This window comes from Streptomyces sp. NRRL F-6492, from assembly GCF_001280125.1.
Classification (GTDB): Bacteria; Actinomycetota; Actinomycetes; order Streptomycetales; family Streptomycetaceae; genus Streptomyces.
The window spans coordinates 1-21,306 of record NZ_LGEG01000216.1; the positions used below are offsets into that span (position 1 = coordinate 1).

Below are 21,306 nucleotides of genomic sequence, written 5' to 3' on the forward strand. Positions count from 1 at the left end.
GTGTTGCGGACGTAGGCGTGTTCGGGGGTGCCTTCGTCGAGTTGGGCCAGGCGGGTGAGGAGGGCGGCGGAGAGGGGTTGGGCGTCGTCGGTGGAGACGCTGGTGGGACGGGTCAGCTCGGGCAGTCCGTCCAGTGCCGCCCGGCGCATCGAAGCCCCCGGATTCCCGGCGACCTCCGGGCCGTGGCCGAGGGTGACGGATGAGGCGCGGCGGGTGGACATGAGGCTCCTTGGACGGTGCGTGGGACCCGCCCCGACCTCGTCGAAGGGCGAAGGCACGGGTCCGCCGGTCAAGCGTCTGGAACCAGGATGACCTCTATCAAGGGGTTTGGCACGATTTCCCGGGGAAGCCGTCCGGGGAGGAGACGACCACGTCTCCGGCCGAGAGGAGCGAACGATGCCGCGCGGATCGAGCCCCAAGCGGGAGCGACAGTACGAGCACATCAAGGACAGCGTCCTGGACCGGGGCGAGAGCGAGAAGCGCGCCGAGGAGATCGCCGCGCGCACGGTCAACAAGGAACGCGCCCGGAGCGGTGAGGCCAAGACCGCGAGCAAGAGCTCCACGCAGGACATGTCCTCGGCGCGCCGGGGCGGCAGGAACTCGCACAGCGGCGCGCAGGGACCGACGTACGACCAGCTCTACGCCGAGGCCAAGCGCCGCAACGTCCACGGCCGCTCCTCGATGGACAAGGCGGAGCTGAAGAAGGCCCTGGGCGACTGACGGGCCCGGTCGGCCGAACGCTTCACGTGCCGGGTCCCGGACGGTGACCGTCCGGGACCCGGCACGCGATCCTTCGCAGACTCCGCTCACCAGGGGATCACCAGCGGTACCAGCGGCCGCTGCCGCTGCGCATGAAGAAGCCGATCACCCACAGCACGAGCAGGGCGATGGCGATGTACCAGAGCACCTCGATCGCGAAGCCCGCGCCGAAGAGGACCAGGATCACCAGGAGGACGAGAAGCAGGGGAACCATGACGTCACCTCCGTCATTCACGGTGTCGTCCGGCGCTCGTCCGCCCGGACATCCGCTACACCGCCCCTGCCCGTTCCCCCCGCGGTCATGCGCCGCCGCGAGCATCCTCTAGGACACGGGCCGGGGCCCCACCACACCACGGGCGATCCCCAGGTCGACGAGGTCCCGGGGCCGCAGCCGGAGCTGGTCGGCGGTCGCCCCGGCCTCCCCGGGCGCGCGCTTCAGGATGGCCGCGGCGGCCTCGGGCGCGATGACGGAGAAGTACGCGTCCGGGGTGACCCAGGTGTTCCCCGGGGCGGCGAGCGCGAGCGCGCCACCCGAGCCGCCCTCCCCGACGAGCAGCGAGGTCAGCGGGGTGCGCGCGCCGGCGACGGCGGCGAACAGGTCCGCGATCGCGCTGCCCGCGCCCGAGCGCTCCGCCTCCGCGTCGTTGGCGGCCCCCGGGGTGTCGACCAGGGTGAGGACCGGGACGCCCAGACGGCCGGCGAGGCGCACCAGCCGGGCGGCGGTGCGGAAGCCGGCCGGACGGGTCGCGGTGCCGCACTGCGCGGCGTAGGCGACGGTGCCCCCGTCGGGGAGCCGCCCGAAGCCGCACCGCACGCCCGGGTCGACGCCGCCGCAGCGGTCCCCGGAGATCTCCTCGTGGAGGGTGAAGTGGGCGTCGAGGTACGCGCCGGCCCGGGGCCGGTCCGGGTGCCGGGCCCGCGCCACGGCCTCCCGGCCGCTCGCGGCGGGCGCCGCGCCGGGGTCCCCCAGCGCGTACGGCGGCGGCACCGGGCCCTTCGCCGGGCGGGTGAGCAGGGACAGCCAGCGCCCGAGGACGGCGCGCAGCGCGTCCGGCGGCACGATCGCGTCGACGTGGCCGTGCGCGAGCTGCGCCTCGGCGGTGTACGCGGCCGGGTCCGCGTCCGGTGGCCGCACCCGGGAGCCGGCGAAGGCGACCTGGGCGCCGGGCAGGGCCAGGACGACGTCGGAGCCCGCGCCGAGCGTGGCCCAGCCGCCCCCGGTCGTCGGGTCCCGCAGCACCGCGATCTGCGGCAGCCCGGCGGCCCGGGTCAGCTCCGACTCGCGGGCCAGGCGCTGGAGCTGGAGGAGGGCCCGCATGCCCTCGTGCATCCGGCTGCCGCCGGTGGCCGGCAGGACCACCACGGGCAGCCGCCGCTCCCGGGCCAGGGCGTGGGCCGCGGCGGCCCGCGCCCCCGTCCGCTCCCCGAGGGAACCGCCGAGGAAGCGGAACTCGAAGGAGATCAGGGCCACCCGCACCCCGCCCACCACGGCCGTCCCGCAGACCACGGACTCGCTCTCGCCGGTACGGGCGGCTGCACGGGCGTGCGCGGCGGAGTAACCGGGCCAGCCGATCGGCCCGTCACCGGTCAGCGGGCCCTCGTCGAAGGGCAGTTCGGTGAACTCGTCGACCACGAGGGCGATCGCCCCGCGTGCCGTCGTCGGATCGGTCATGCGGGCCTCGCAGCCGGTCGCCGGTGCGTACGGGGAACGCGTACGGATGGATCAGCGGTGCGCCCCCACCGTACCGCCCGGTCCGGCACCGCCCCGGGGCGGCCCGGGGGACCGGCCTCAGGCCATGATCCCGCTGCCGTGCGGCGCGTACAGGTCCAGGAGCCGGACCCGGGTCACCTGGAGGCGGTGCGCCAGGATCGAGCCCAGCCAGAACAGGACCGAGGCACCGAACTCCGCGTCGGAGCGGCACATCGACCGGACCGCCGGGGCGTTGAACTCGGACGCCCGCACCGGCGTCATCGCCTCGGCCCCCGACTGGCACAGGTACGGCGGGAACATCCAGGAGAGACCGACCAGCTCGCCGTGGTGCAGGGTCTCGATCACGGGCGCCCCGCGCCCCGGCACCCGCGCGTCAAGCGTCACCGCGCCCGTCTTCACGATCCAGAACCGATCGGCGTGCTGCTGTTCCTCGAAGAGGCGGTGGCCGGACTCGAAGTACACGTCCTCGGCGAAGGCCATCAGGCGTTCCCGGTGCTCCGGGGGCAACGTGCTGACCTTGGGCGTGGCACTGCTCATGGCGGACCCTCCTCGGACACTCGACTCCCACCCCCAGTGTCGGCCAAGGAGCCGCGGCGCGCGCAGGATCCGTTCGCCGTCACGCCCCCGGGACGCCCGCTCACCCTCCGTGCGCCCCCGTCTTCGAGCGCACCCCGCCCGGCGTGCGCGGGCGGGACGGAGGGCGGAGCATGAACGTGAGGAGGGAGTCGGCGAGCGGGGGGCGTGACCCTGGAGGGTGCCATGCCCGTCCCGGACGGCGGTGACGCGCTCGTGGTGCTGCGCGGGGTCGACAAGCACTTCGGCACCCTGCACGTGCTCCGCTCCATCGACCTCACGGTCCACCGGGGCGAGGTCGTCGTGGTCGTCGGCCCCTCCGGCTCCGGGAAGTCGACGCTGTGCCGGGCGGTCAACCGCCTGGAGCCCGTCGACGCGGGCGAGATCGTCGTCGACGGACGGCCCCTGCCGGCCGAGGGGCGCGAACTGGCGGCCCTCAGGGCCGACGTCGGCATGGTCTTCCAGTCGTTCAACCTCTTCGCGCACAAGACCGTCCTCGGCAACGTCACCCTGGGGCAGATCAAGGTCCGCAAGAAGGACCGGAAGGCGGCCGAGGAACGGGCCCGCGAACTCCTCGACCGGGTCGGGGTCGCCTCGCAGGCGGACAAGTACCCGGCCCAGCTCTCCGGGGGCCAGCAGCAGCGCGTGGCCATCGCCCGCGCCCTCGCCATGGATCCGAAGGTGATGCTCTTCGACGAGCCGACCTCCGCGCTCGACCCCGAGATGATCAACGAGGTCCTGGAGGTCATGCGGCAACTGGCCCGGGACGGCATGACGATGGTGGTCGTCACCCACGAGATGGGTTTCGCCCGCTCCGCCGCCCACCGGGTCGTCTTCATGGCCGACGGGAGCATCGTCGAAGCGACGACCCCGGAGGAGTTCTTCACCGCGCCGCGCAGCGAGCGCGCCAAGGACTTCCTCTCCAAGATCCTCCACCACTGAGCCACTCGGCCACCGAACCACCGGGCCGTCGAGTCACCGAGCCACCGGGCCGAGGCCCGGCCGAAAGACCCCAGGGGTGATCCTCATGAACCCGCTCAGGACCGGCAGGTCCCTCACGGCAGCCGCAGCGGCCGTCGTCCTCTCCCTCACCTCCGCGGGCTTCGCGAACGCCGCCACCGGAGCCCCCCGCGACCACGGGGAGGACGAGATCACCGTCGGCATCAAGTTCGACCAGCCCGGCATCGGCCTGAAGACCCCCGACGGCACGTACACCGGCTTCGACGTCGACGTGGCGACCTACGTGGCCAAGCAGCTGGGCCACGACCCCTCCGACATCGTGTGGAAGGAGGCCAAGAGCGCCGACCGCGAGACCCTGCTCCAGCGCGGCGACGTGGACTTCATCGCGGCCTCGTACTCGATCAACGACGAGCGGGCGCAGAAGGTCGACTTCGCCGGCCCCTACCTCCTCGCCCACCAGGACGTCCTGATCCGGGCCGACGACGACTCGATCAAGCAGCCGTCCGACCTGAACGACAAGAAGCTCTGCTCGGTCACCGGCTCCACCTCCGCGCAGAACGTCAAGACGAGACTCGCCCCCGACGCCCAGCTCCAGGAGTACGGCGGCTACTCCGAGTGCCTGACCGGCCTGGAGAACGGCGTCATCGACGCCGTCACCACCGACGACTCGATCCTCGCCGGGTACGCCTCGCAGAGCGAGTTCAAGGACAAGTTCAAGCTCGGCGGCTTCAAGATGAGCAACGAGAACTACGGCATCGGCGTCCAGAAGGGCAGCGACCTCAAGGCGAAGATCAACACGGCTCTGGAGAAGATGGTCGCCGACGGCTCCTGGGACGCGGCGGTGCGGAAGAACTTCGGCCCGGCCGGCTACCAGAACGAACCCGCTCCGAAGATCGGCGTCGTCGTGAAGTGAGCCGACCGCCGTGTTCGACTTCCTCCAGGGGTACGACCTGCTCGGAGCCTTCTGGGTGACGGTGCAGCTCACCGTCTACTCCGCGATCGGCTCCCTGGTCTGGGGGACGCTGCTCGCCGCCATGCGGGTCAGCCCCGTCCCCCTCATGCGGGGCTTCGGCACCGTCTACGTCAACATCGTCCGCAACATCCCCCTCACCGTCATCATCGTCTTCACCTCCCTCGGCCTCTTCCAGACCCTCGGGGTCGACATGGGCGCCGAACGGTTCACCACCATCAACTTCCGCCTCGCCGTCCTCGGACTCACCGCCTACACCAGCGCGTTCGTCTGCGAGGCGCTCCGCTCCGGCATCAACACCGTTCCCCTCGGGCAGGTCGAGGCCGCCCGCGCCATCGGTCTGAACTTCCCCCAGATCCTGCGCCTCGTCGTGCTCCCGCAGGCCTTCCGCTCCGTCGTCGGCCCCCTCGCCAACGTCCTCATCGCCCTCACCAAGAACACCACCGTGGCCGCCGCCATCGGCGTCGCCGAAGCCGCCCTGCTGATGCGGGAGATGATCGAGAACGAGGCCCAGCTCATCCTCGTCTCCGCGATCTTCGCCGTCGGCTTCCTCTGCCTCACCCTGCCCACCGGCCTGTTCCTCGGCTGGGTGGCCAAGAAGGTGGCGGTGAGACGATGAAGGCCCGGACGGAGAAGGCCCGGACGGAGAAGGCCCGGACGGAGAAGGCTCGGACGCAGAAGGCCGGGACGGAGAAGAACCGGACGCGGAAGCCCCGGACACGGAAGACCGGGGTCGCGAAAACCGCCCCCACCGTCCTCTACGACGTGCCCGGCCCGCGCGCCCGGCGGCGCAACCTCCTGTGGACCCTGCTCTTCCTGCTCGCGCTCGCCGCCGTGGCGGGGTGGGTGATCGCGAGCCTCGCCGACAAGAACCAGCTCGCGTGGTCCAAGTGGGCGCCCTTCTTCACCGACGCCCGCATCTGGGAGACGTACCTCCTGCCCGCCCTGAAGAACACCGTGATCGCCGCCGCCCTCTCCATGGCGATCGCCCTGCCCCTCGGCGCCCTCCTCGGCGTCTCCCGCCTCTCCGACCACCGCGCCGTGCGCGGCGCGGCCGGCACCGTCGTCGAGTTCTTCCGGGCGATCCCCGTCCTCATCCTGATGCTCTTCGCGAACGCCGCCTACTCCGAGTTCACCGACATCAGCCCGGACACCCGCCCCCTGTACGCCGTCGTCACCGGTCTCGTCCTCTACAACGCCTCCGTCCTCGCGGAGATCGTCCGCGCCGGCATCCTCTCCCTGCCCGCCGGCCAGACCGACGCGGCCAAGGCCATCGGCATGCGCAAGGGCCAGACCATGACGTACGTCCTGCTGCCGCAGTCGGTCACCGCCATGCTGCCCGCCCTGGTCAGCCAGCTCGTCGTCATCGTCAAGGACACCGCGCTCGGCGGCGCGATGCTCGGCTTCTCCGAACTCCTCGCCTCGGTCCGCCCGGCGAGCGCCAACTACGGGGCCAACACGATCGCCTGCTTCACCGTCGTCGCCGTGATCTTCGTGCTCCTCAACTTCGCGCTCACCACCTTCGCCTCCCGGCTCGAAGGCCGCCTGCGGCGCGGCAAGAGGTCCACGGGCGCGGTCGTCGGCGTGGACGCGGTGGAGGAACTGGCCGTACCGGGCGAGCACCGGGAGGCCCCCGGGCCCCCACGGGGCCCCTGACGCGCCGAGACCGCCGGAGTCCTCGGCCGGACCCCCGCGGCCCGCAAGCAGCCGGCGGCCTCCGCCCGGCGGCGGCACGGTCGGCACCGTCCTGCATCCGGTCGAGGGCGGCGCGCGCGTCGCCCGGTACACGGTCGCCATCGCCGACAGGGCCCCGGGGCTCGAACTCCTGGAGCGGTCGGTCAACGGCCCGCCCGGCCCGGCTCCCCTCGCGGGTGAAGACACCGCCAGGAGACCCGTCCGGGAGGCGGCGCGTGCCGAAGCGCCCCTCGTGAACGCCCCGAACGGCGCACCGGGACGGCGCCCGACGGTGCCCGGGGACGGTACTCGGTCGTGGGCGTGGTCACGGTCGCGGGCGGGGCACGGGCGCCCGTGGTCGTAGGTGCGTAACGAAGCCGCCGCGCTCACCCGTTCGGGGGACAGATGAGGGACACTGCTTCCGTGCGTGGACATCTGCCGGACGAGAACCCCGGTTTCGTGGGACGCCGCACGGAACTGAAGCGCGTGTCCGCCGCGTTGGCGGAGCACCGCCTCGTCACCGTGACCGGCGTCGGCGGAGTCGGGAAGACCCGGCTCGCGCTGCGCGCCGCACACCGGGCCGCCGAGCGGTACCCGGACGGCGCCTGGTGGACCGACCTCGGCCAGCTCGACGGCGAGCGGCTGCTCGTCGCGCTCGTCTCCGACTCCGTGGACCTCGCCGACCACACCCCCGGCACGGCCACCACCGCACTTCGCCGCCGGCTCGCCGACGACCGGCTGCTGCTCGTCCTGGACTCCTGCGAGCACCTGGCCGAACCCTGCGCCCGGCTCGTCGCCGAACTCCTCGCCGCCGCCCCCGGGCTCACCGTCCTCGCCACCAGCCGCCGCCCCCTCGGCGTCGCGGGGGAGGAGACGATCGTCCTCGACCCGCTGCCGCCCGCGGGACCGGACGCCCTGGCCCTGCTCCGCCGGGCCGCCGGGGAGGACTTTCCGGCCGCCGGGCCCGCCGGGGAGATCTGCGTACGCCTGGAGGGCATCCCGCTCGCCCTCGAACTCGCCGCCGCCCAGATCCGCCTCCAGGGCGCCGAGGCCGTGCGCGACCAGCTCGGCTCCCGCCTCGACGCCCCGCCCGGGGCCCGCTTCGACCTGCTCGCCCACACCGAGCGCGTCTGGCCGAGCCGCCACCAGACCCTGCGCGCCGCCATCGGCTGGAGCCACGAGCTGAGCACCCCGCTCGAACGCCTCCTCTGGGCCCGGCTCTCCGTCTTCCGGGGCCCCTTCGACCTCGCGTCCGCCGCCGCCGTGTGCGGCGGCGGCCCGCTGGACCGCGCGACCCTGCCGGAGGCGTTCGACGGACTCGTCCGCGCCTCCGTGGTCCGCCCGCCCGACGCCGCCGGGCGCCACCGGATGCTCGACACGATCCGCGAGTACGGGGCGACCTGGCTGGACCGCACCGGCGAGACCGGAGCGGTCGCCGACCGGCACGCCACCCACTTCCGGGACCTGGCCCGCCGGGCCGAGACCGAGTGGCACGGCGCCCGCCAGCTCCGCTGGTACCGGACCGTCGACGCCCACCACACCGATCTGCGCACCGCCCTGGACCGGTTGCTGCGCACCGACCCCGACGCGGCCCTCGACCTCGTCGGCTCCGTCGCCTTCGCCTGGTCCTGCCGGGGCCGCCTCCGCGAGGCCCGCGACGGCCTCGAACAGGCCCTGGTCCTCAGTGAGGCCCGCGGGCGCGTCCGGGCCCGCGCCCTGTGGGCCCTCGGCGTCGCCCTCGTGCTCCAGGGCGAGTTCGGCCCCGCCCAGGACGTCAGCGAGCGGTGCGCCCGCGAGGCCCGGCACGCGGAATGCGCCGACCCGGCCGGAACCGGGGCCGGCCGCGACCGGCCCGGCGACCTCACCCTCGACGCCGCCGCCCTCGCCGGCCTCCTCGCCCTCACCACCGGCCGCCCGACGGCCGCGCACGTCGTCGTGGGCCACGTCCTCGACGCCGCCCGCGGCGGCCCCGCCGACTCCGCCGCCCGGCTCCGCTGCCACCTCGTGCGGGTCTTCGCCCTCACCGGCCTGGGCCGGCTCGCGGAGGCCCGGGAGCGGGCGCTCCACCTGCGCGCCCTGTGCGAGGAGCTCGACGAGCACTGGATCCGCACCGCCCTGGAGTACCAGCTCGCCCTCACCGGCCTCCTGGAGGGCGACCCGGAGGCCGCCTCCGGCCACGCCCGCGCCATGCTCGAAGGCACCCGCCGCCTCGGCGCCGGCCTCGGCGTCGCCCTCGGCCTCGACGTCCTGGCCACCGCGCTCGCGGCGGCCGGCGAGAGCGAGCGCGCCGCGGACGTCTCCGGCACCGGGGAGGCGTACTGGCGCTCCACCGGCCAGCCCCGGCGCGGCCTGCCCGGCCTGCGGGCCCTGCACGAGAAGTACACGGACACGGTTCGCGCCTCGATCGGCGAGCCCGCCTACGAGGAGATCTTCCTCCGCGCCCTCACCGGCCTCCCGCAGGACGGCCTCGACCGCGCCCTGCGCGGCCCCGACTGAGAAGGGCCGAGTAGGCGCCACCGGGAGACGCCCCGGGACCCGGGCGCCTCCGCGACCACCCTCACGGAGCCGGGACGGCGCGGGAGGACGGCACGGCGCTCCGGTGCGTAGAGTCGGCCCTTGCAGAGCCGTACGAGCCGTACGAGTGGTACGAGCCGTACGGGCGACCGATCCCCGACGAGGAGACCTCCCGTGACCGACCCGGCGTCCACCGCCCTCCAGCAGCAGATCGCCCGGGACCTCCAGGTGTCCGAAACCTTCGACCCGGCGGTGGAGATCGAGCGCCGGGTGGCCTTCCTCGCCGAGCGGCTCACCTCCACCGGGCTGCGCGCGCTGGTGCTCGGCATCAGCGGCGGCGTCGACTCCACCACCGCCGGCCGGCTCTGCCAGCTCGCCGTGGAGCGCGCCCGCGCCGCCGGCCACGACGCCGTCTTCTACGCGATGCGCCTGCCGTACGGCGTCCAGGCCGACGAGAAGGACGCGCAGACCGCCCTGGACTTCATCCGCCCCGACGAGGTCCTCACCGTGGACGTGAAGGCGGCGAGCGACGCGGCCCTGGAGGCCTGCCTCGCCGGTGACGTGGCCTTCCGCGACGCCCACCACCAGGACTTCGTGCAGGGCAACATCAAGGCCCGCCAGCGGATGATCGCCCAGTACGCGGTCGCCGGCGCCCACGAAGGCCTCGTCGTCGGCACCGACCACGCGGCCGAGGCCGTCTCCGGCTTCTTCACCAAGTTCGGCGACGGCGCCGCCGACGTCGTCCCGCTGACCGGTCTGACCAAGCGGCGCGTCCGCGCGGTCGCCGCCGAGCTGGGCGCCCCCGACGGCCTGGTGCGCAAGGTCCCCACCGCCGACCTGGAGACCCTCGACCCGGGCAAGCCCGACGAGGACGCCCTCGGCGTCACGTACGACGAGATCGACGACTTCCTGGAGGGGAAGCAGGTCGGGCAGGCCGCCTTCGACGCGATCGTCCGCCGCTACGAGCTCACCGAGCACAAGCGGCAGCTGCCGATCGCGCCCTGAGCGGAGCGGCGGACTCCCCGCCGGCGGCGGATCCTGGAAGGGGGCCTCACCGGAGGCCCCCGGAACGGACTCCGGAAGGGAGTGCGCCATGTTCGGCGAGACCTCGGCGTTCAGCGGCTTCTCGGTCGACGACCTCGACGCCGCCCGGCGGTTCTACGGCGAGACCCTCGGCCTGGAGGTGGAGGAATCGGGACCGGAGGGCATGGAGATGCTCCTCCTCGCATTGGCGGGCGGCGCGCGGGTCCTCGTCTACCCCAAGGAGGACCACGCCCCCGCCTCCTTCACGATCCTCAACTTCCAGGTCGACGACATCGAGCGGACCGTCGACGAGCTGACGGGACGCGGCGTGACCCTGGAGCGCTACCCCGGCTTCGACGCCGACGACAAGGGCATCGTGCGCGGCCCCGACGGACCGGCCGTCGCCTGGTTCACGGACCCGGCGGGCAACGTCCTGTCCGTCCTCCAGGAGTCCTGACCGCCCGGCCGCCCCGTACGGGGCCCTCCGGCGGGTCCCGCGCCCCGGCGCCGCCCCGGACGGCGGCGGCGCCGCGTCCCCGCGCGCCCGTGGCCCGAACGGGCCCGGCCGGGGTGCGGAGGGGGCCCGTACCGCCTCGAATGGAAGCGTGACCGCGCCGCCCGACGACTGCCTCGCCCGCAACGAGTGGGTCTGCGGCGCCTACCTCTCCACCCGGCGGGAGATCCTCGCCGACGCCCTCGTCCAGCACCTCCAGCTGACCGTCGCCTCCGTCGCCCTCGCCCTCCTGATCGCCCTGCCCCTGGCGATCGCCGCCCGCCGCCTGCGCTGGGTCGCCGCCCCCGTCCTCGGGGTCACCACGCTCCTCTACACGATCCCCGCGCTCGCGATGTTCTCCCTGCTCCTGCCCCTGTACGGACTCTCCGCCGCGCTCGTCGTGGCCGGTCTCGTGCTGTACTCGCTCACGCTCCTCGTCCGCAACGTCCTCGCCGGGCTCCGCGCCGTCCCCGAGGAGACCCGGCAGGCCGCGCGCGGCCTCGGCTACGGGCCGCTGCGGCTCCTCCTCGCCGTCGAGCTGCCCCTCGCCCTGCCCTCCGCCATGGCCGGGCTGCGCATCGCCGCCGTCTCCGCCGTCTCCCTCGTCACCATCGGCGCGATCGTCGGCCACGGCGGCCTCGGCAACCTGATCTACGCCGGGATGAACACCTACTTCAAGGCCCAGGTCCTCACCGCCTCCGTCCTCTGCGTCGTCATCGCCGTCGCCGCCGACCTGCTCCTCCTCGGCGTCCAGCGGCTGCTCACCCCCTGGACCCGGGCGCGGTCCGCGTGAACACCGTCTCCGCCGCCTGGTCCTGGCTCACCACCGCCGCCCACTGGTCCGGCGAGAACGGCGTCTGGCACCGGCTCGGCGAGCACGTCTTCCTCACCGTCGTCTGCCTCGTCCTCAGCTGCGCCATCGCCCTGCCGGTCGCCCTGCTCCTCGGACACCTCGGCCGGGGCGGCGCGCTCGCCGTGAACCTCGCCAACGCCGGCCGGGCCGTCCCCACCTTCGCCGTCCTCGTCCTGCTCCTGCTCGGCCCGCTCGGCCCGTACGGGGAGTGGCCGACGATCATCGCCCTCGTCCTGTTCGCCGTGCCCCCGCTGCTCACCATCGCGTACGTCGGGATGCGGGGCGTCGACCCCGACGTCGTACGGGCCGCCCGGGGCACGGGCATGACGGGCGGCCAGACCCTCGCCCGGGTCGAGCTGCCCCTCGCGCTGCCGATGGTCCTCGCCGGCGTGCGGATCGCCGCCGTCCAGCTCGTCGCCACCGCCACCGTGGCCGCGCTCGCGGGCGGCGGCGGGCTCGGCCGGATCATCACCGCCGGCTTCAACCTCGCCTCCACCCCGCAGGTCGTCGCCGGAGCCTGCCTCGTCGCGGCGCTCGCCCTCCTGGTGGAGGGGGTCTTCGAGGGCGTCCGGCGGCTGACCCCCGCCGGGGCCCGGGGGAGCGGCGCGTGAGGGCGGCCCGGCCCGTCGCCCTCTGCCTCCTCGCGGCGGTCTGCGGCGGCTGCGCCACGGGCCCGGCCCTGGAGGACCGGGGCGCCGTCACCGGCCGGCCCGGCGACGGCCGCCGGCTGACCGTCGGCTCGGCCGGATTCACCGAGAGCGACCTGCTCGCCCAGATGTACGCCCTGCTGCTCCAGGACGCCGGACACCGCACGAAGATCCTCACCGTCACCAACCGCGAGCTGTACGAACCGGCCCTGGAGAACGGGCAGATCGATGTCGTGCCGGAGTACGCGGCCACCTTCGCCGACTGGCTGAACGCCAAGGCCAACGGGCCGGACGCGCCGACCGTCGGCTCGCCCGACCCGGCCGCCACGATGCGGGCCCTCCGGACCCTCGCCGGGCCGCGCGGGCTCACCGTCCTCGACCCCGGCCGGGCCGTCGACCAGAACGCCTTCGCCGTCACCGCCGCCTTCGCCGCCGAGCACCGCCTGAAGACCCTCAGCGACCTCGGCGCCGCCGGCCTCCCGGTCCGCCTCGCGGCCGGTGACGAATGCGTCCGAAGGCCGTACTGCGCCCCCGGCCTGCGGGAGGTCTACGGCATCGACGTGACCGCCGTCGACCCCAAGGGCGTCGGTACGACCCAGGCGAAGCAGGCCGTCCGGAGCGGTCGGGACCAGCTGGTCCTGACCACGACCACCGACGCCACCCTCGACGACTTCGGTCTCGTGCTGCTCGCCGACGACAAGCGCCTGCAGAACGCCGACCTCGTCGTCCCCGTGGTCAACCGGGCGCGGGCCGGGAGCGAGGACGTCGTCCGCGCGCTCGACCTGCTCAACACCGTCCTGACCACCGCCGACCTGGCGAACCTCAACGAGCAGGTGGACAGCTGGCGCCGTCTGCCGGAGGACGTGGCGCGCAACTACCTCGTGGGCAAGGGCCTCTTGGCGCGCTGACGCCACGACGGAACCCGACCGGCCCGTTTCCAGCCCGCTGAACAGCGTCTCCCGTCGTGACCCTTGCGGGGCGGTCCGGAGCCCTGCTATTCATCCGTTAGGAAGGTTTCCTTCCAGTCCCGGGGGCGTCAACCCTCCGGGGCCCGAACCCCGTTCGCCGTTCCGTGGAGACCCCCATGACGTCCGCACGAACCGCACGAACCGCACGAACCGCACGACCCCGCGCCCGCCGCCTCGGCGTCGCCGGCACCGCCCTCGGCGCCCTGCTCCTCGGCCTCGCCGCCGCCCCGCCGGCCGTGAACGCCGCATCCGCCCCCGCCCCCGCCGCCGCGCCGTCCAAGGCCGCCACCACCCCGGCCGCGATCAACGGACAGCTCAAGGTCTGCGGCACCAAGCTCTGCAACCGGTACGGCAAGCCGATCCAGCTCCGCGGCATGTCCTCGCACGGCACCCAGTGGTACGCCCAGTGTCTGACGGGCGGTTCGCTCGACGCCCTCGCCAAGGACTGGAAGGCCGACGTGCTGCGGGTCTCCACGTACGTCCAGGAGGACGGCTACGAGACCGACCCGCGCAAGTACACCGACCTCGCCCACTCGCTCATCGAGCAGGCCACCGCGCGCGGCATGTACGTGATCGTCGACTGGCACATGCTCGACCCGGGCGACCCCCACCACAACCTCTCCCGCGCCAAGACCTTCTTCACCGAGATCGCCCAGCGCCACGGGGGCAAGACCAACCTGCTGTACGAGATCGCCAACGAGCCCAGCGGCGTGTCCTGGTCCAGGATCAAGAGCTACGCCGAGCAGCTCATCCCGGTCGTCCGCGCCAAGGACCCCGAGACCCCGGTCCTCGTCGGCACGCGCGCGTGGTCCTCGTTCGGCGTCTCGGAGGGCGCGACCGAGTCCGAGGTCGTGTCCGCGCCGGTGAACGCGGCCAACATCATGTACACCTTCCACTTCTACGCGTACTCGCACCGGGACGCGTACCTGAAGACCCTCTCCCGCGCCGCCGACAAGCTGCCCGTCTTCGTCACCGAGTTCGGCACCCAGAACTACGCGGGCGAGGGGGCCGACGACTTCACCATGACGCAGAAGTACCTCGACCTGATGGCCGCCAAGAAGATCAGCTGGGTCAACTGGAACTTCTCCGACGACGAGCGCAGCGGCGCGGTCTTCAAGACCGGCACCTGCGGCAAGGGCGGCCCCTGGACCGGCACCGCCTCCCTCAAGCCCGCCGGCGTCTGGGTCCGGGACCGGATCAGGACGGCGGACGACTTCCCCACCTCCTGACCCACCCGGCCCGAGACCGGTGCGCCCCCCGCCGCGCGATCCGCCGTCCCGGCGGGGGGACGAGGTCCGGCCGGGCGCGGGGGAGGTCTCGGCGGCGCGCGAAAGTCCAAGCGGTGGAGCCCTCGTGCCCATGGTGCGCCCTTGACGGGCGGCGGTAGAACTCGGGTCGAGGCCCCGAGGGCCCCCGCGAGGAGAGGACCCGGACATGAGCACCCACGTCGGCGCGGAGATCGCCGGACAGCCCGACTGCTGGCGCCGGGCCGCGGAGGACGCCGAGCGGTACGCCGGGCTGCTGCCGGACCGGGGCGAGCGCGTCGCGGTCGTCGGCTGCGGCACCTCGTACTTCATGGCCCGCGCCTACGCGGCCCTGCGCGAGTCCCTCGGGGCGGGGGAGACCGACGCCTTCCCCGCCTCCGACGCGACCCCGCTCGGGCGCGGCTACGACCGGATCGTGGCCCTCACCCGCTCCGGCACCACCACGGAGGTCGTGGACCTCCTCGCCCGCGCCGCCGGACGCGTTCCCACGCTCGTCCTCACCGGTGTGCCCGACAGCCCCGCCGGACGGCTCGCCGACCGGGTCCTCGACCTCGGCTTCGCCGACGAACGCTCCGTCGTCCAGACCCGGTTCGCCACCACCGCCCTCCAGCTCCTGCGCGCCGGACTCGGCGTGGACCTCGGACCGGCGATCGCGGACGCCGAACTCGTCCTGTACGAAAGGCTGCCCGCCGCCTGGGAGCGGCGCGGCCAGTTCACCTTCCTCGGCACCGGCTGGACGGTGGGGCTCGCCGACGACGCCGCCCTCAAACTGCGCGAGGCGGCCCGCGCCTGGACGGAGTCGTACGCGGCGATGGAGTACCGCCACGGCCCGATCAGCATCAGCGACCGGGCCAGCCTCGTCTGGTGCCTCGGCCCCGCCCCCTCGGGCCTGCGCGACGAAGTGGAGTCCACCGGCGCCCTGTTCGCCGCCGACGCCATCGACCCCGTCGCCGCCCTCGTCCGCGCCCAGAAGCTCGCGGTCGCCCTCGCCGGCCGGCGCGGCCTCAACCCCGACCGGCCCCGGCACGTCTCGCGGTCGGTGATCCTCGCCGGTGCGTTCCGCCCCACGGGCCCGGAGGCGGCCCGTATCCTGCGGTCATGATCGACGACGACACCCCCGGCCTGGCCGAGCTGCCCGGCGACTGGCGGCGCGCCCTCGCCGTCGTCGCCCACCCCGACGACCTGGAGTACGGCTGCGCGGCCGCCGTCGCCGGCTGGACGGACGCCGGCAAGGAGGTCGTCTACGTCCTCGCCACCCGCGGCGAGGCCGGCATCGACTCCCTCGCCCCGGACGTCTGCGGCCCGCTGCGCGAGCGCGAGCAGCGGGACGGCGCCGCCGCCGTCGGCGTGCACACCGTGGAGTTCCTGGACCACCGGGACGGCGTGGTCGAGTACGGCACCGGCCTGCGCCGGGACATCGCGGCCGCGATCCGCCGCCACCGCCCGGAGCTCGTCGTCACCCTCAACCACCGCGACACCTGGGGCGGCGGCCCCGGCGCCCCCTGGAACACCCCCGACCACCTGGCCGTCGGCCGCGCCGTCCTGGACGCGGCGGCCGACGCCGGGAACCGCTGGATCTTCCCCGAGCTGGAAGAACGGGGCCTGGAGCCGTGGGACGGCGTCCGCTGGGTCGCCGTCGCCGCGTCCAGCACCCCGACCCACGCCGTCGACGCGGGTCCCGGCCTGGAGCGCGCGGTCCGCTCGCTCCTCTGCCACCGGACCTACATCGAGGCCCTGACGGACCAGGACCCGGAGGAGTACGTCCGGTCCTTCCTCGCCGAGACGACGGGCGGACCGGCCGACCGCTTCGGCGGCCGCCCCGCCGTCACCTTCGAGCTGTTCCCGCGCTGACCGGGGCGCGTCAGGAGGGGGCCCCGCCCTCCACCGCCGCCTCCAGATCGCCGAACAGCAGCTCGGTGTTGATCGCGACGCCCGCCCGGTAGCCCAGGCCCACCGCGTTGACCACCTGCTCCTGCGGACCGGTCACGTTCCCCGCCGCCCACACCCCGGGCACGCCGGTGCGGCCCGTCGCGTCCACCGCGACGAACTCCCCGAACGGCGTCTCCTCCAGCCTCGCGCCCAGCTGCCGCAGCACCCCGTCCCGGGCCGCGAGGCGCGTCGCCCCGACGAAGACCACCTCGCGCGGCACGAACCGGCCGTCGGCGAGCCGGACCCCGGTCAGCCGGTCGTCCTCCACCGCGAGCCCGGCGACCTCGCCGGTCACCACCTCCACCCCGGCCGCGTCGAGCAGCGCCGCCTCCCGGTCGGAGAGCCCGGCGGCGGTGTGCAGGAAGAGCGTCACGTCCGACGACCAGTGGGAGACCATCAGCGCCTGGTGCGCGGGCATCGCCGGATGGGCGATCACCCCGAACGGCCGGTCGCGGACCTCCCAGCCGTGGCAGTACGGGCAGTGCAGCACGTCCCGGCCCCACCGCCCGGCCACTCCGTCGATCTCCGGCAGCTCGTCGACGAGACCGGTCGTCACCACGAGCCGCCGCGCGCCGACCGCCGTGCCGTCCGCGAGCGTCACGGTGAAGCCGTCCCGCCCGTCCGGGGCCGCGCCCGTCACCAGACCCGCCCGCCACTCCACCCCGTACGCGGCGATCTCCGCCCGGCCCGCCGCCAGATAGGCGGCCGGGCTCATGCCGTCCCGGGAGAGGACGCCCTGCATGTGGGGCGCGGGGGCGTTGCGGGGCTCGCCCGCGTCGATCACCAGGGTCCGCCGCCGGGACCTGCCCAGGACCAGCGCCGCGCTGAGCCCGGCCGCGCCGCCGCCGACGACCACCACCTCGTACTGCTCCGTGTGTGCGTTCATGGGGCCGAGCTTCCCTCCGGCCGTGCCACAACGGCAAACGCACTTGCCGTTTCTGCAACACTGGGGCCATGACCGAAGACGACCGCATCGACGCCGTCCTGAACGAGGTCGGCCCCCGCCTCCGCCGCGTCCGCCGCGACCGGGGGGCGACCCTGGCCGAGCTCTCCGCCGCCACCGGCATCTCCGTGAGCACCCTCTCCCGCCTCGAATCCGGGCAGCGCCGGCCCAGCCTCGAACTGCTCCTGCCGCTCGCCCGGGCCCATCGGGTCCCGCTCGACGAGCTGGTCGGCGCGCCGCCCGTGGGCGACCCCCGGGTCAAGGCCAGGCCGATCGTGCGGCACGGGCGCACGATGTACCCGCTGACCCGGCAGCCCGGCGGCCTCCAGGCGTACAAGGTGATCCAGGAGAAGCCCTACGAACGCCCGGAGCCCCGGGTGCACGAGGGGTACGAGTGGCTGTACGTGCTCTCGGGCAGGCTCCGGCTCCACCTCGGCGGGCGCGAGGTCGTCCTGACGGCGGGGGAGGCGGCCGAGTTCGACACGCGCGTCCCGCACTGGTTCGGGCCCACCACCGAGGGGCCGGTGGAGTTCCTGAGCCTGTTCGGGCCGCAGGGGGAGCGCATGCACGTCAGGGCCCGGCCCGAGAGGTCCCGCTGACCCGCCTCCCGGAAGTGCGGCGGCCCGTTCCCCGGGAAACCCGGCCGATCCGTTCCCGTCTCCCGGGAAGTCCGGCGGCCCTCCTTCCCGGAAGTCCGGCCGGACTGTTCCCCGGACGCAAGCGACCGCTTAGTATGCAACCGACCGCACGGTACGGAGGAGGCTCCCGGATGCAGGCATGGCGTGTGTACGAGAACGGCGAACCGGACGCGGTGATGCGCCGCGAAGAGGTGGAACCGCCCGTCCCCGGCGACGGTCAGGTCCTCCTGAAGGTCCGCGCCGCGAACGTCAACTTCCCCGACGCGCTGCTCTGCCGCGGCCACTACCAGGTGCGCCCCCCGCTGCCCTTCACCCCCGGCGTCGAGATCTGCGCCGAGACCGAGGACGGCCGCCGGGTCATCACCACCACCGCCCTCCCGCACGGCGGCTTCGCCGATCACGCCCTCGCCGACGCCGCCGGACTGCTCCCGGCCCCCGAGGCCCTCGACGACGCCGAGGCCGCCGCGCTCCACATCGGCTACCAGACCGGCTGGTTCGGCCTGCACCGCCGCGCCGCCCTCAAGGAGGGCGAGACCCTCCTCGTCCACGCGGCGGCCGGCGGCGTCGGCAGCGCGGCCGTCCAGCTCGGCAAGGCGGCCGGCGCCACCGTCATCGGCGTCGTCGGCGGACCCGGGAAGGCCGCCGTGGCCCGCGCCCTCGGCTGCGACCTGGTGATCGACCGGCGCTCCGAGGACGTCGTCGCCGCCGTCAAGGAGGCGACCGGCGGCCGGGGCGCCGACGTGATCTACGACCCGGTCGGCGGCGACGCCTACCGGCAGTCCGCGAAGTGCGTCGCCTTCGAGGGCCGGATCGTGGTCGTCGGCTTCGCGAGCGGCACCGTCCCCACGCCCGCCCTCAACCACGCCCTGGTCAAGAACTACTCGGTCCTCGGCCTCCACTGGGGCCTGTACGCGGCGAAGGACCCCGCCTCGATCGGCCGCTGCCACGAGGCCCTCACCGCCTACGCCGCCAAGGGCCTGATCAAGCCGCTCGTCGCGGAACGCGTCCCCTTCGCGGGCGCGGCCGACGCCGTCCGGCGCGTCGCCGACGGCACCACCACCGGCCGCCTGGTCGTCCTCCCGGAAGGAGCCGGGGCGTGACCCGTACGACTGCGCGGACGGTCGACGCCGACGGCCTCCGGGCCCGCACCCGGGCCCTCCTCGACGCGCACCCGCCCGCCACCACCGACCGCACCGACTTCCTGCGCGCCCGCTTCGACGCCGGACTCGCCTGGGTCCACTACCCCGAGGGCCTCGGTGGCCTCGACGCGCCCCGCGCCCTCCAGACGGTCGTGGACGCCGAACTCGCCGCCGCGGGCGCCCCCGACAACGACCCGCGCCGGATCGGCATCGGCCTCGGCATGGCCGCGCCCACCCTCCTCGCGTACGGCTCCGACGAGGTCAGGCGCCGCTTCCTCGGGCCGCTGTGGGTCGGCGAGGAGGTGTGGTGCCAGCTCTTCAGCGAGCCCGGCGCCGGCTCCGACCTCGCCGCCCTCGGCACCCGGGCCGTCCGGGACGGCGACGACTGGGTGGTCGACGGGCAGAAGGTGTGGACCTCCAGCGCCCACCTCGCCCGCTGGGCCATCCTCATCGCCCGCACCGACCCGGACGCCCCCAAGCACCGGGGCATCACCTACTTCGTCTGCGACATGACCGACCCCGGCGTGGAGGTCCGGCCGCTGCGCCAGATCACCGGCGAGGCCGAGTTCAACGAGGTCTTCCTCACCGGCGTCCGCATCCCCGACGCCCACCGCCTCGGCGAGGTCGGCGACGGCTGGCGGGTGGCGCAGACGACCCTGATGAACGAGCGGGTCTCCATCGGCGGCGCCCGGATCCCCCGCGAGGGCGGCATGATCGGGAAGGCCGCCGCCACCTGGCGCGAGCGCCCCGAGCTGCGCACCCACGAGCTGCACCGGCGCCTCCTCGACCTCTGGGTCGACGCCGAGGTCGCCCGGCTCACCGGCGAGCGCCTCCGCCAGCAGCTCGTCGCCGGCCAGCCCGGCCCCGAGGGCAGCGCCATGAAGCTCGGCTTCGCCCGGCTCAACCAGGCCATCAGCGGCCTGGAGGTCGAACTCCTCGGCGACGAGGGGCTGCTGTACGGGGAGTGGGCCATGACCCGCCCCGAACTGGTCGACTTCACCGGCCGCGACGCCGGCTACCGCTACCTGCGCTCCAAGGGCAACTCGATCGAGGGCGGCACCAGCGAGGTGCTCCTCAACATCGTCGCCGAGCGGGTCCTCGGCCTGCCCTCCGAGCCCCGCAACGACAAGGACGTCCCCTGGAAGGACCTCGCACGATGACGGACCAGTCGGACCTCCTCTACTCCGAGACCGAGGACGACCTGCGCGCGGCCGTCCGCGCCCTGCTCGCCGACCGGGCCGGGCACACGGTCCTCCTCGACCGGATCGAGACGGACTCCCCGTACGTCCCCGGCCTCTGGAAGTCCCTCGCGGCCGACATCGGCGCCGCCGGACTCCTCGTCCCCGAGGAGCTCGGCGGCCAGGGCGCGAGCCACCGCGAGGCCGCCGTCGTCCTGGAGGAGCTGGGCCGCGCGGTCACCCCGCTGCCCTACCTCACGAGCGCGGTGGTGGCCACCGAGACCCTGCTCGCCCTCGCGGCGGAGAGCGCCCCGGCGGCCGAACTCCTCGCCGCCGTCGCGGGCGGCGGTACGGTCGCGGTCCTGGCCGTACCCCTGCCGACGGCGCCGGACGCGGACCCGCCGCTCACCCCTTCCGTACCGGCCGTCGCCGACGCCACCGCCGCCGACGTCCTCCTCGTCCCGCGCGCCGACGGCCTGTACGCCGTGCCGGCGGGCCGGGCGACGATCGAGCCGCGGACCCCGCTCGACCTCACCCGCCCGCTCGCCCGGGTCACCACGGAACCCGGCACCGGCACCCGGCTCGCCGGACCGGACCCGGCCCGCGCGGCCGTCCGGCGTGGACTGCTCGCGGGCGCCGGACTGCTCGCCTCCGAACAGCTCGGCCTGGCCGAGCGGTGCCTGGAGGAGACCGTCCGGTACACCCGCGAGCGCCACCAGTTCAACCGGCCCGTCGGCTCCTTCCAGGCCCTGAAGCACCGCATGGCCCAGCTCTGGCTGGACGTCGTCGGGGCCAGGGCGGCCGCCCGCGCCGCCGCCGACGCCCTCGCCAGGGGCGCCGAGGACGCCCCGCTCACCGTGGCCGTCGCCCAGGCCTACTGCTCCAAGGTCGCGGTCCGCGCCGCCGAGGAGTGCGTCCAGCTGCACGGCGGGATCGGGATGACCTGGGAGCACCCCGCGCACCTGGCCCTGAAGCGGGCCAAGGCCGACCAGCTCGCGCTGGGTTCGGCGGGCCGCCACCAGGACGCGATCGCCGCCCTGGCGGACCTCCCGGCGCCCGTGTAAGGGGC

General features: G+C 74.4%; 22 protein-coding genes and 2 pseudogenes. 19 read left to right on the plus strand and 5 right to left on the minus strand.

The window, feature by feature from the left end:
• Positions 1–221: pseudogene (locus ADL08_RS18090) on the minus strand (RNA polymerase sigma factor SigF); the annotation flags it as partial.
• Positions 222–396: 175 nt separating this feature from the next.
• Here ADL08_RS18090 and ADL08_RS18095 point away from each other — a divergent pair.
• Positions 397–720 (plus strand): hypothetical protein, encoded by a 324-nt coding sequence (locus ADL08_RS18095; protein ID WP_053644161.1) that lies wholly within the window; start codon positions 397–399, stop codon positions 718–720.
• 97 nt (positions 721–817) lie between these two features.
• Here ADL08_RS18095 and ADL08_RS18100 read toward each other — a convergent pair whose 3' ends face one another.
• The 3 genes from ADL08_RS18100 to ADL08_RS18110 all read right to left on the minus strand — a co-directional run bounded on the left by ADL08_RS18100 (position 818) and on the right by ADL08_RS18110 (position 3,007).
• Positions 818–973 carry a hypothetical protein gene (locus ADL08_RS18100; protein ID WP_053644163.1) on the minus strand — a complete coding sequence of 52 codons (156 nt, stop codon included), beginning with the start codon at positions 971–973 and terminating at the stop codon, positions 818–820.
• Between the two features lie 108 nt (positions 974–1,081).
• On the minus strand, positions 1,082–2,431 hold the full coding sequence (locus ADL08_RS18105) for a carboxyl transferase domain-containing protein (protein WP_053644165.1): 1,350 nt from the start codon (positions 2,429–2,431) through the stop codon (positions 1,082–1,084).
• Between the two features lie 117 nt (positions 2,432–2,548).
• On the minus strand, positions 2,549–3,007 hold the full coding sequence (locus tag ADL08_RS18110; RefSeq protein ID WP_053644167.1) for a Crp/Fnr family transcriptional regulator: 459 nt from the start codon (positions 3,005–3,007) through the stop codon (positions 2,549–2,551).
• A 222-nt stretch (positions 3,008–3,229) separates the two neighbouring features.
• Between ADL08_RS18110 and ADL08_RS18115 the strand changes: the two genes are divergently transcribed.
• From ADL08_RS18115 to ADL08_RS18175, 14 genes and pseudogenes are all read left to right on the plus strand, one after another.
• A complete protein-coding gene (locus ADL08_RS18115) occupies positions 3,230–3,985 on the plus strand; it encodes an amino acid ABC transporter ATP-binding protein (protein WP_053644266.1) in 756 nt (251 codons plus the stop codon).
• A 76-nt stretch (positions 3,986–4,061) separates the two neighbouring features.
• Positions 4,062–4,916, plus strand: coding sequence for a glutamate ABC transporter substrate-binding protein (locus ADL08_RS18120; RefSeq protein WP_420709674.1), 855 nt, complete (start codon positions 4,062–4,064; stop codon positions 4,914–4,916).
• Between the two features lie 10 nt (positions 4,917–4,926).
• A complete protein-coding gene (locus ADL08_RS18125; RefSeq protein WP_053644169.1) occupies positions 4,927–5,592 on the plus strand; it encodes an amino acid ABC transporter permease in 666 nt (221 codons plus the stop codon).
• A complete protein-coding gene (locus ADL08_RS18130) occupies positions 5,589–6,629 on the plus strand; it encodes an amino acid ABC transporter permease (RefSeq protein ID WP_078968582.1) in 1,041 nt (346 codons plus the stop codon). Before ADL08_RS18125 ends, ADL08_RS18130 begins: the two co-directional genes overlap by 4 nt.
• Positions 6,630–6,696: 67 nt before the next feature.
• Positions 6,697–6,828 (plus strand): annotated as a pseudogene (locus ADL08_RS38255) (RNA polymerase subunit sigma-24); the annotation flags it as partial.
• 224 nt (positions 6,829–7,052) lie between these two features.
• The gene (locus ADL08_RS18135) at positions 7,053–9,143 is read left to right on the plus strand and encodes an ATP-binding protein (RefSeq protein WP_078968581.1); all 2,091 of its coding nucleotides are present in this window, start codon (positions 7,053–7,055) and stop codon (positions 9,141–9,143) included.
• Between the two features lie 192 nt (positions 9,144–9,335).
• On the plus strand, positions 9,336–10,166 hold the full coding sequence (nadE, locus tag ADL08_RS18140; protein ID WP_053644173.1) for an ammonia-dependent NAD(+) synthetase: 831 nt from the start codon (positions 9,336–9,338) through the stop codon (positions 10,164–10,166).
• Between the two features lie 88 nt (positions 10,167–10,254).
• Positions 10,255–10,641, plus strand: a complete 387-nt coding sequence (locus tag ADL08_RS18145) for a VOC family protein (RefSeq protein WP_053644175.1) — start codon at positions 10,255–10,257, stop codon at positions 10,639–10,641.
• 148 nt (positions 10,642–10,789) lie between these two features.
• On the plus strand, positions 10,790–11,470 hold the full coding sequence (locus tag ADL08_RS18150) for an ABC transporter permease (protein ID WP_053644176.1): 681 nt from the start codon (positions 10,790–10,792) through the stop codon (positions 11,468–11,470).
• Complete coding sequence (locus ADL08_RS18155; protein ID WP_053644179.1) at positions 11,467–12,141, plus strand: ABC transporter permease; 675 nt, start codon at positions 11,467–11,469, stop codon at positions 12,139–12,141. Before ADL08_RS18150 ends, ADL08_RS18155 begins: the two co-directional genes overlap by 4 nt.
• Entirely contained in the window at positions 12,138–13,085 is a 948-nt protein-coding gene (locus tag ADL08_RS18160; protein ID WP_053644181.1) for an ABC transporter substrate-binding protein, read from the plus strand. The genes ADL08_RS18155 and ADL08_RS18160 overlap by 4 nt, the downstream gene beginning before the upstream one ends.
• A 176-nt stretch (positions 13,086–13,261) precedes the next feature.
• Positions 13,262–14,374: a glycoside hydrolase family 5 protein gene (locus ADL08_RS18165; RefSeq protein ID WP_078968580.1), complete on the plus strand. Its 1,113-nt coding sequence runs from the start codon at positions 13,262–13,264 to the stop codon at positions 14,372–14,374.
• A 205-nt stretch (positions 14,375–14,579) separates the two neighbouring features.
• A complete protein-coding gene (locus ADL08_RS18170; RefSeq protein WP_053644183.1) occupies positions 14,580–15,512 on the plus strand; it encodes an SIS domain-containing protein in 933 nt (310 codons plus the stop codon).
• Positions 15,509–16,261 carry a PIG-L deacetylase family protein gene (locus ADL08_RS18175; RefSeq protein WP_107092164.1) on the plus strand — a complete coding sequence of 251 codons (753 nt, stop codon included), beginning with the start codon at positions 15,509–15,511 and terminating at the stop codon, positions 16,259–16,261. The genes ADL08_RS18170 and ADL08_RS18175 overlap by 4 nt, the downstream gene beginning before the upstream one ends.
• 10 nt (positions 16,262–16,271) lie before the next feature.
• On the opposite strand, the gene ADL08_RS18180 is transcribed toward ADL08_RS18175, so the two are convergent.
• Positions 16,272–17,225, minus strand: coding sequence for an NAD(P)/FAD-dependent oxidoreductase (locus ADL08_RS18180; RefSeq protein WP_053644185.1), 954 nt, complete (start codon positions 17,223–17,225; stop codon positions 16,272–16,274).
• A gap of 68 nt (positions 17,226–17,293) precedes the next feature.
• Here ADL08_RS18180 and ADL08_RS18185 point away from each other — a divergent pair, with 68 nt between their 5' ends.
• From ADL08_RS18185 to ADL08_RS18200, 4 genes are all read left to right on the plus strand, one after another.
• The gene (locus tag ADL08_RS18185) at positions 17,294–17,881 is read left to right on the plus strand and encodes a helix-turn-helix domain-containing protein (protein WP_053644187.1); all 588 of its coding nucleotides are present in this window, start codon (positions 17,294–17,296) and stop codon (positions 17,879–17,881) included.
• Positions 17,882–18,051: 170 nt separating this feature from the next.
• Complete coding sequence (locus ADL08_RS18190; RefSeq protein ID WP_053644189.1) at positions 18,052–19,020, plus strand: NADPH:quinone oxidoreductase family protein; 969 nt, start codon at positions 18,052–18,054, stop codon at positions 19,018–19,020.
• Complete coding sequence (locus tag ADL08_RS18195; RefSeq protein ID WP_053644191.1) at positions 19,017–20,219, plus strand: acyl-CoA dehydrogenase family protein; 1,203 nt, start codon at positions 19,017–19,019, stop codon at positions 20,217–20,219. Before ADL08_RS18190 ends, ADL08_RS18195 begins: the two co-directional genes overlap by 4 nt.
• Positions 20,216–21,301, plus strand: a complete 1,086-nt coding sequence (locus ADL08_RS18200; protein WP_053644193.1) for an acyl-CoA dehydrogenase family protein — start codon at positions 20,216–20,218, stop codon at positions 21,299–21,301. The genes ADL08_RS18195 and ADL08_RS18200 overlap by 4 nt, the downstream gene beginning before the upstream one ends.
• Positions 21,302–21,306 lie beyond the last annotated feature (5 nt).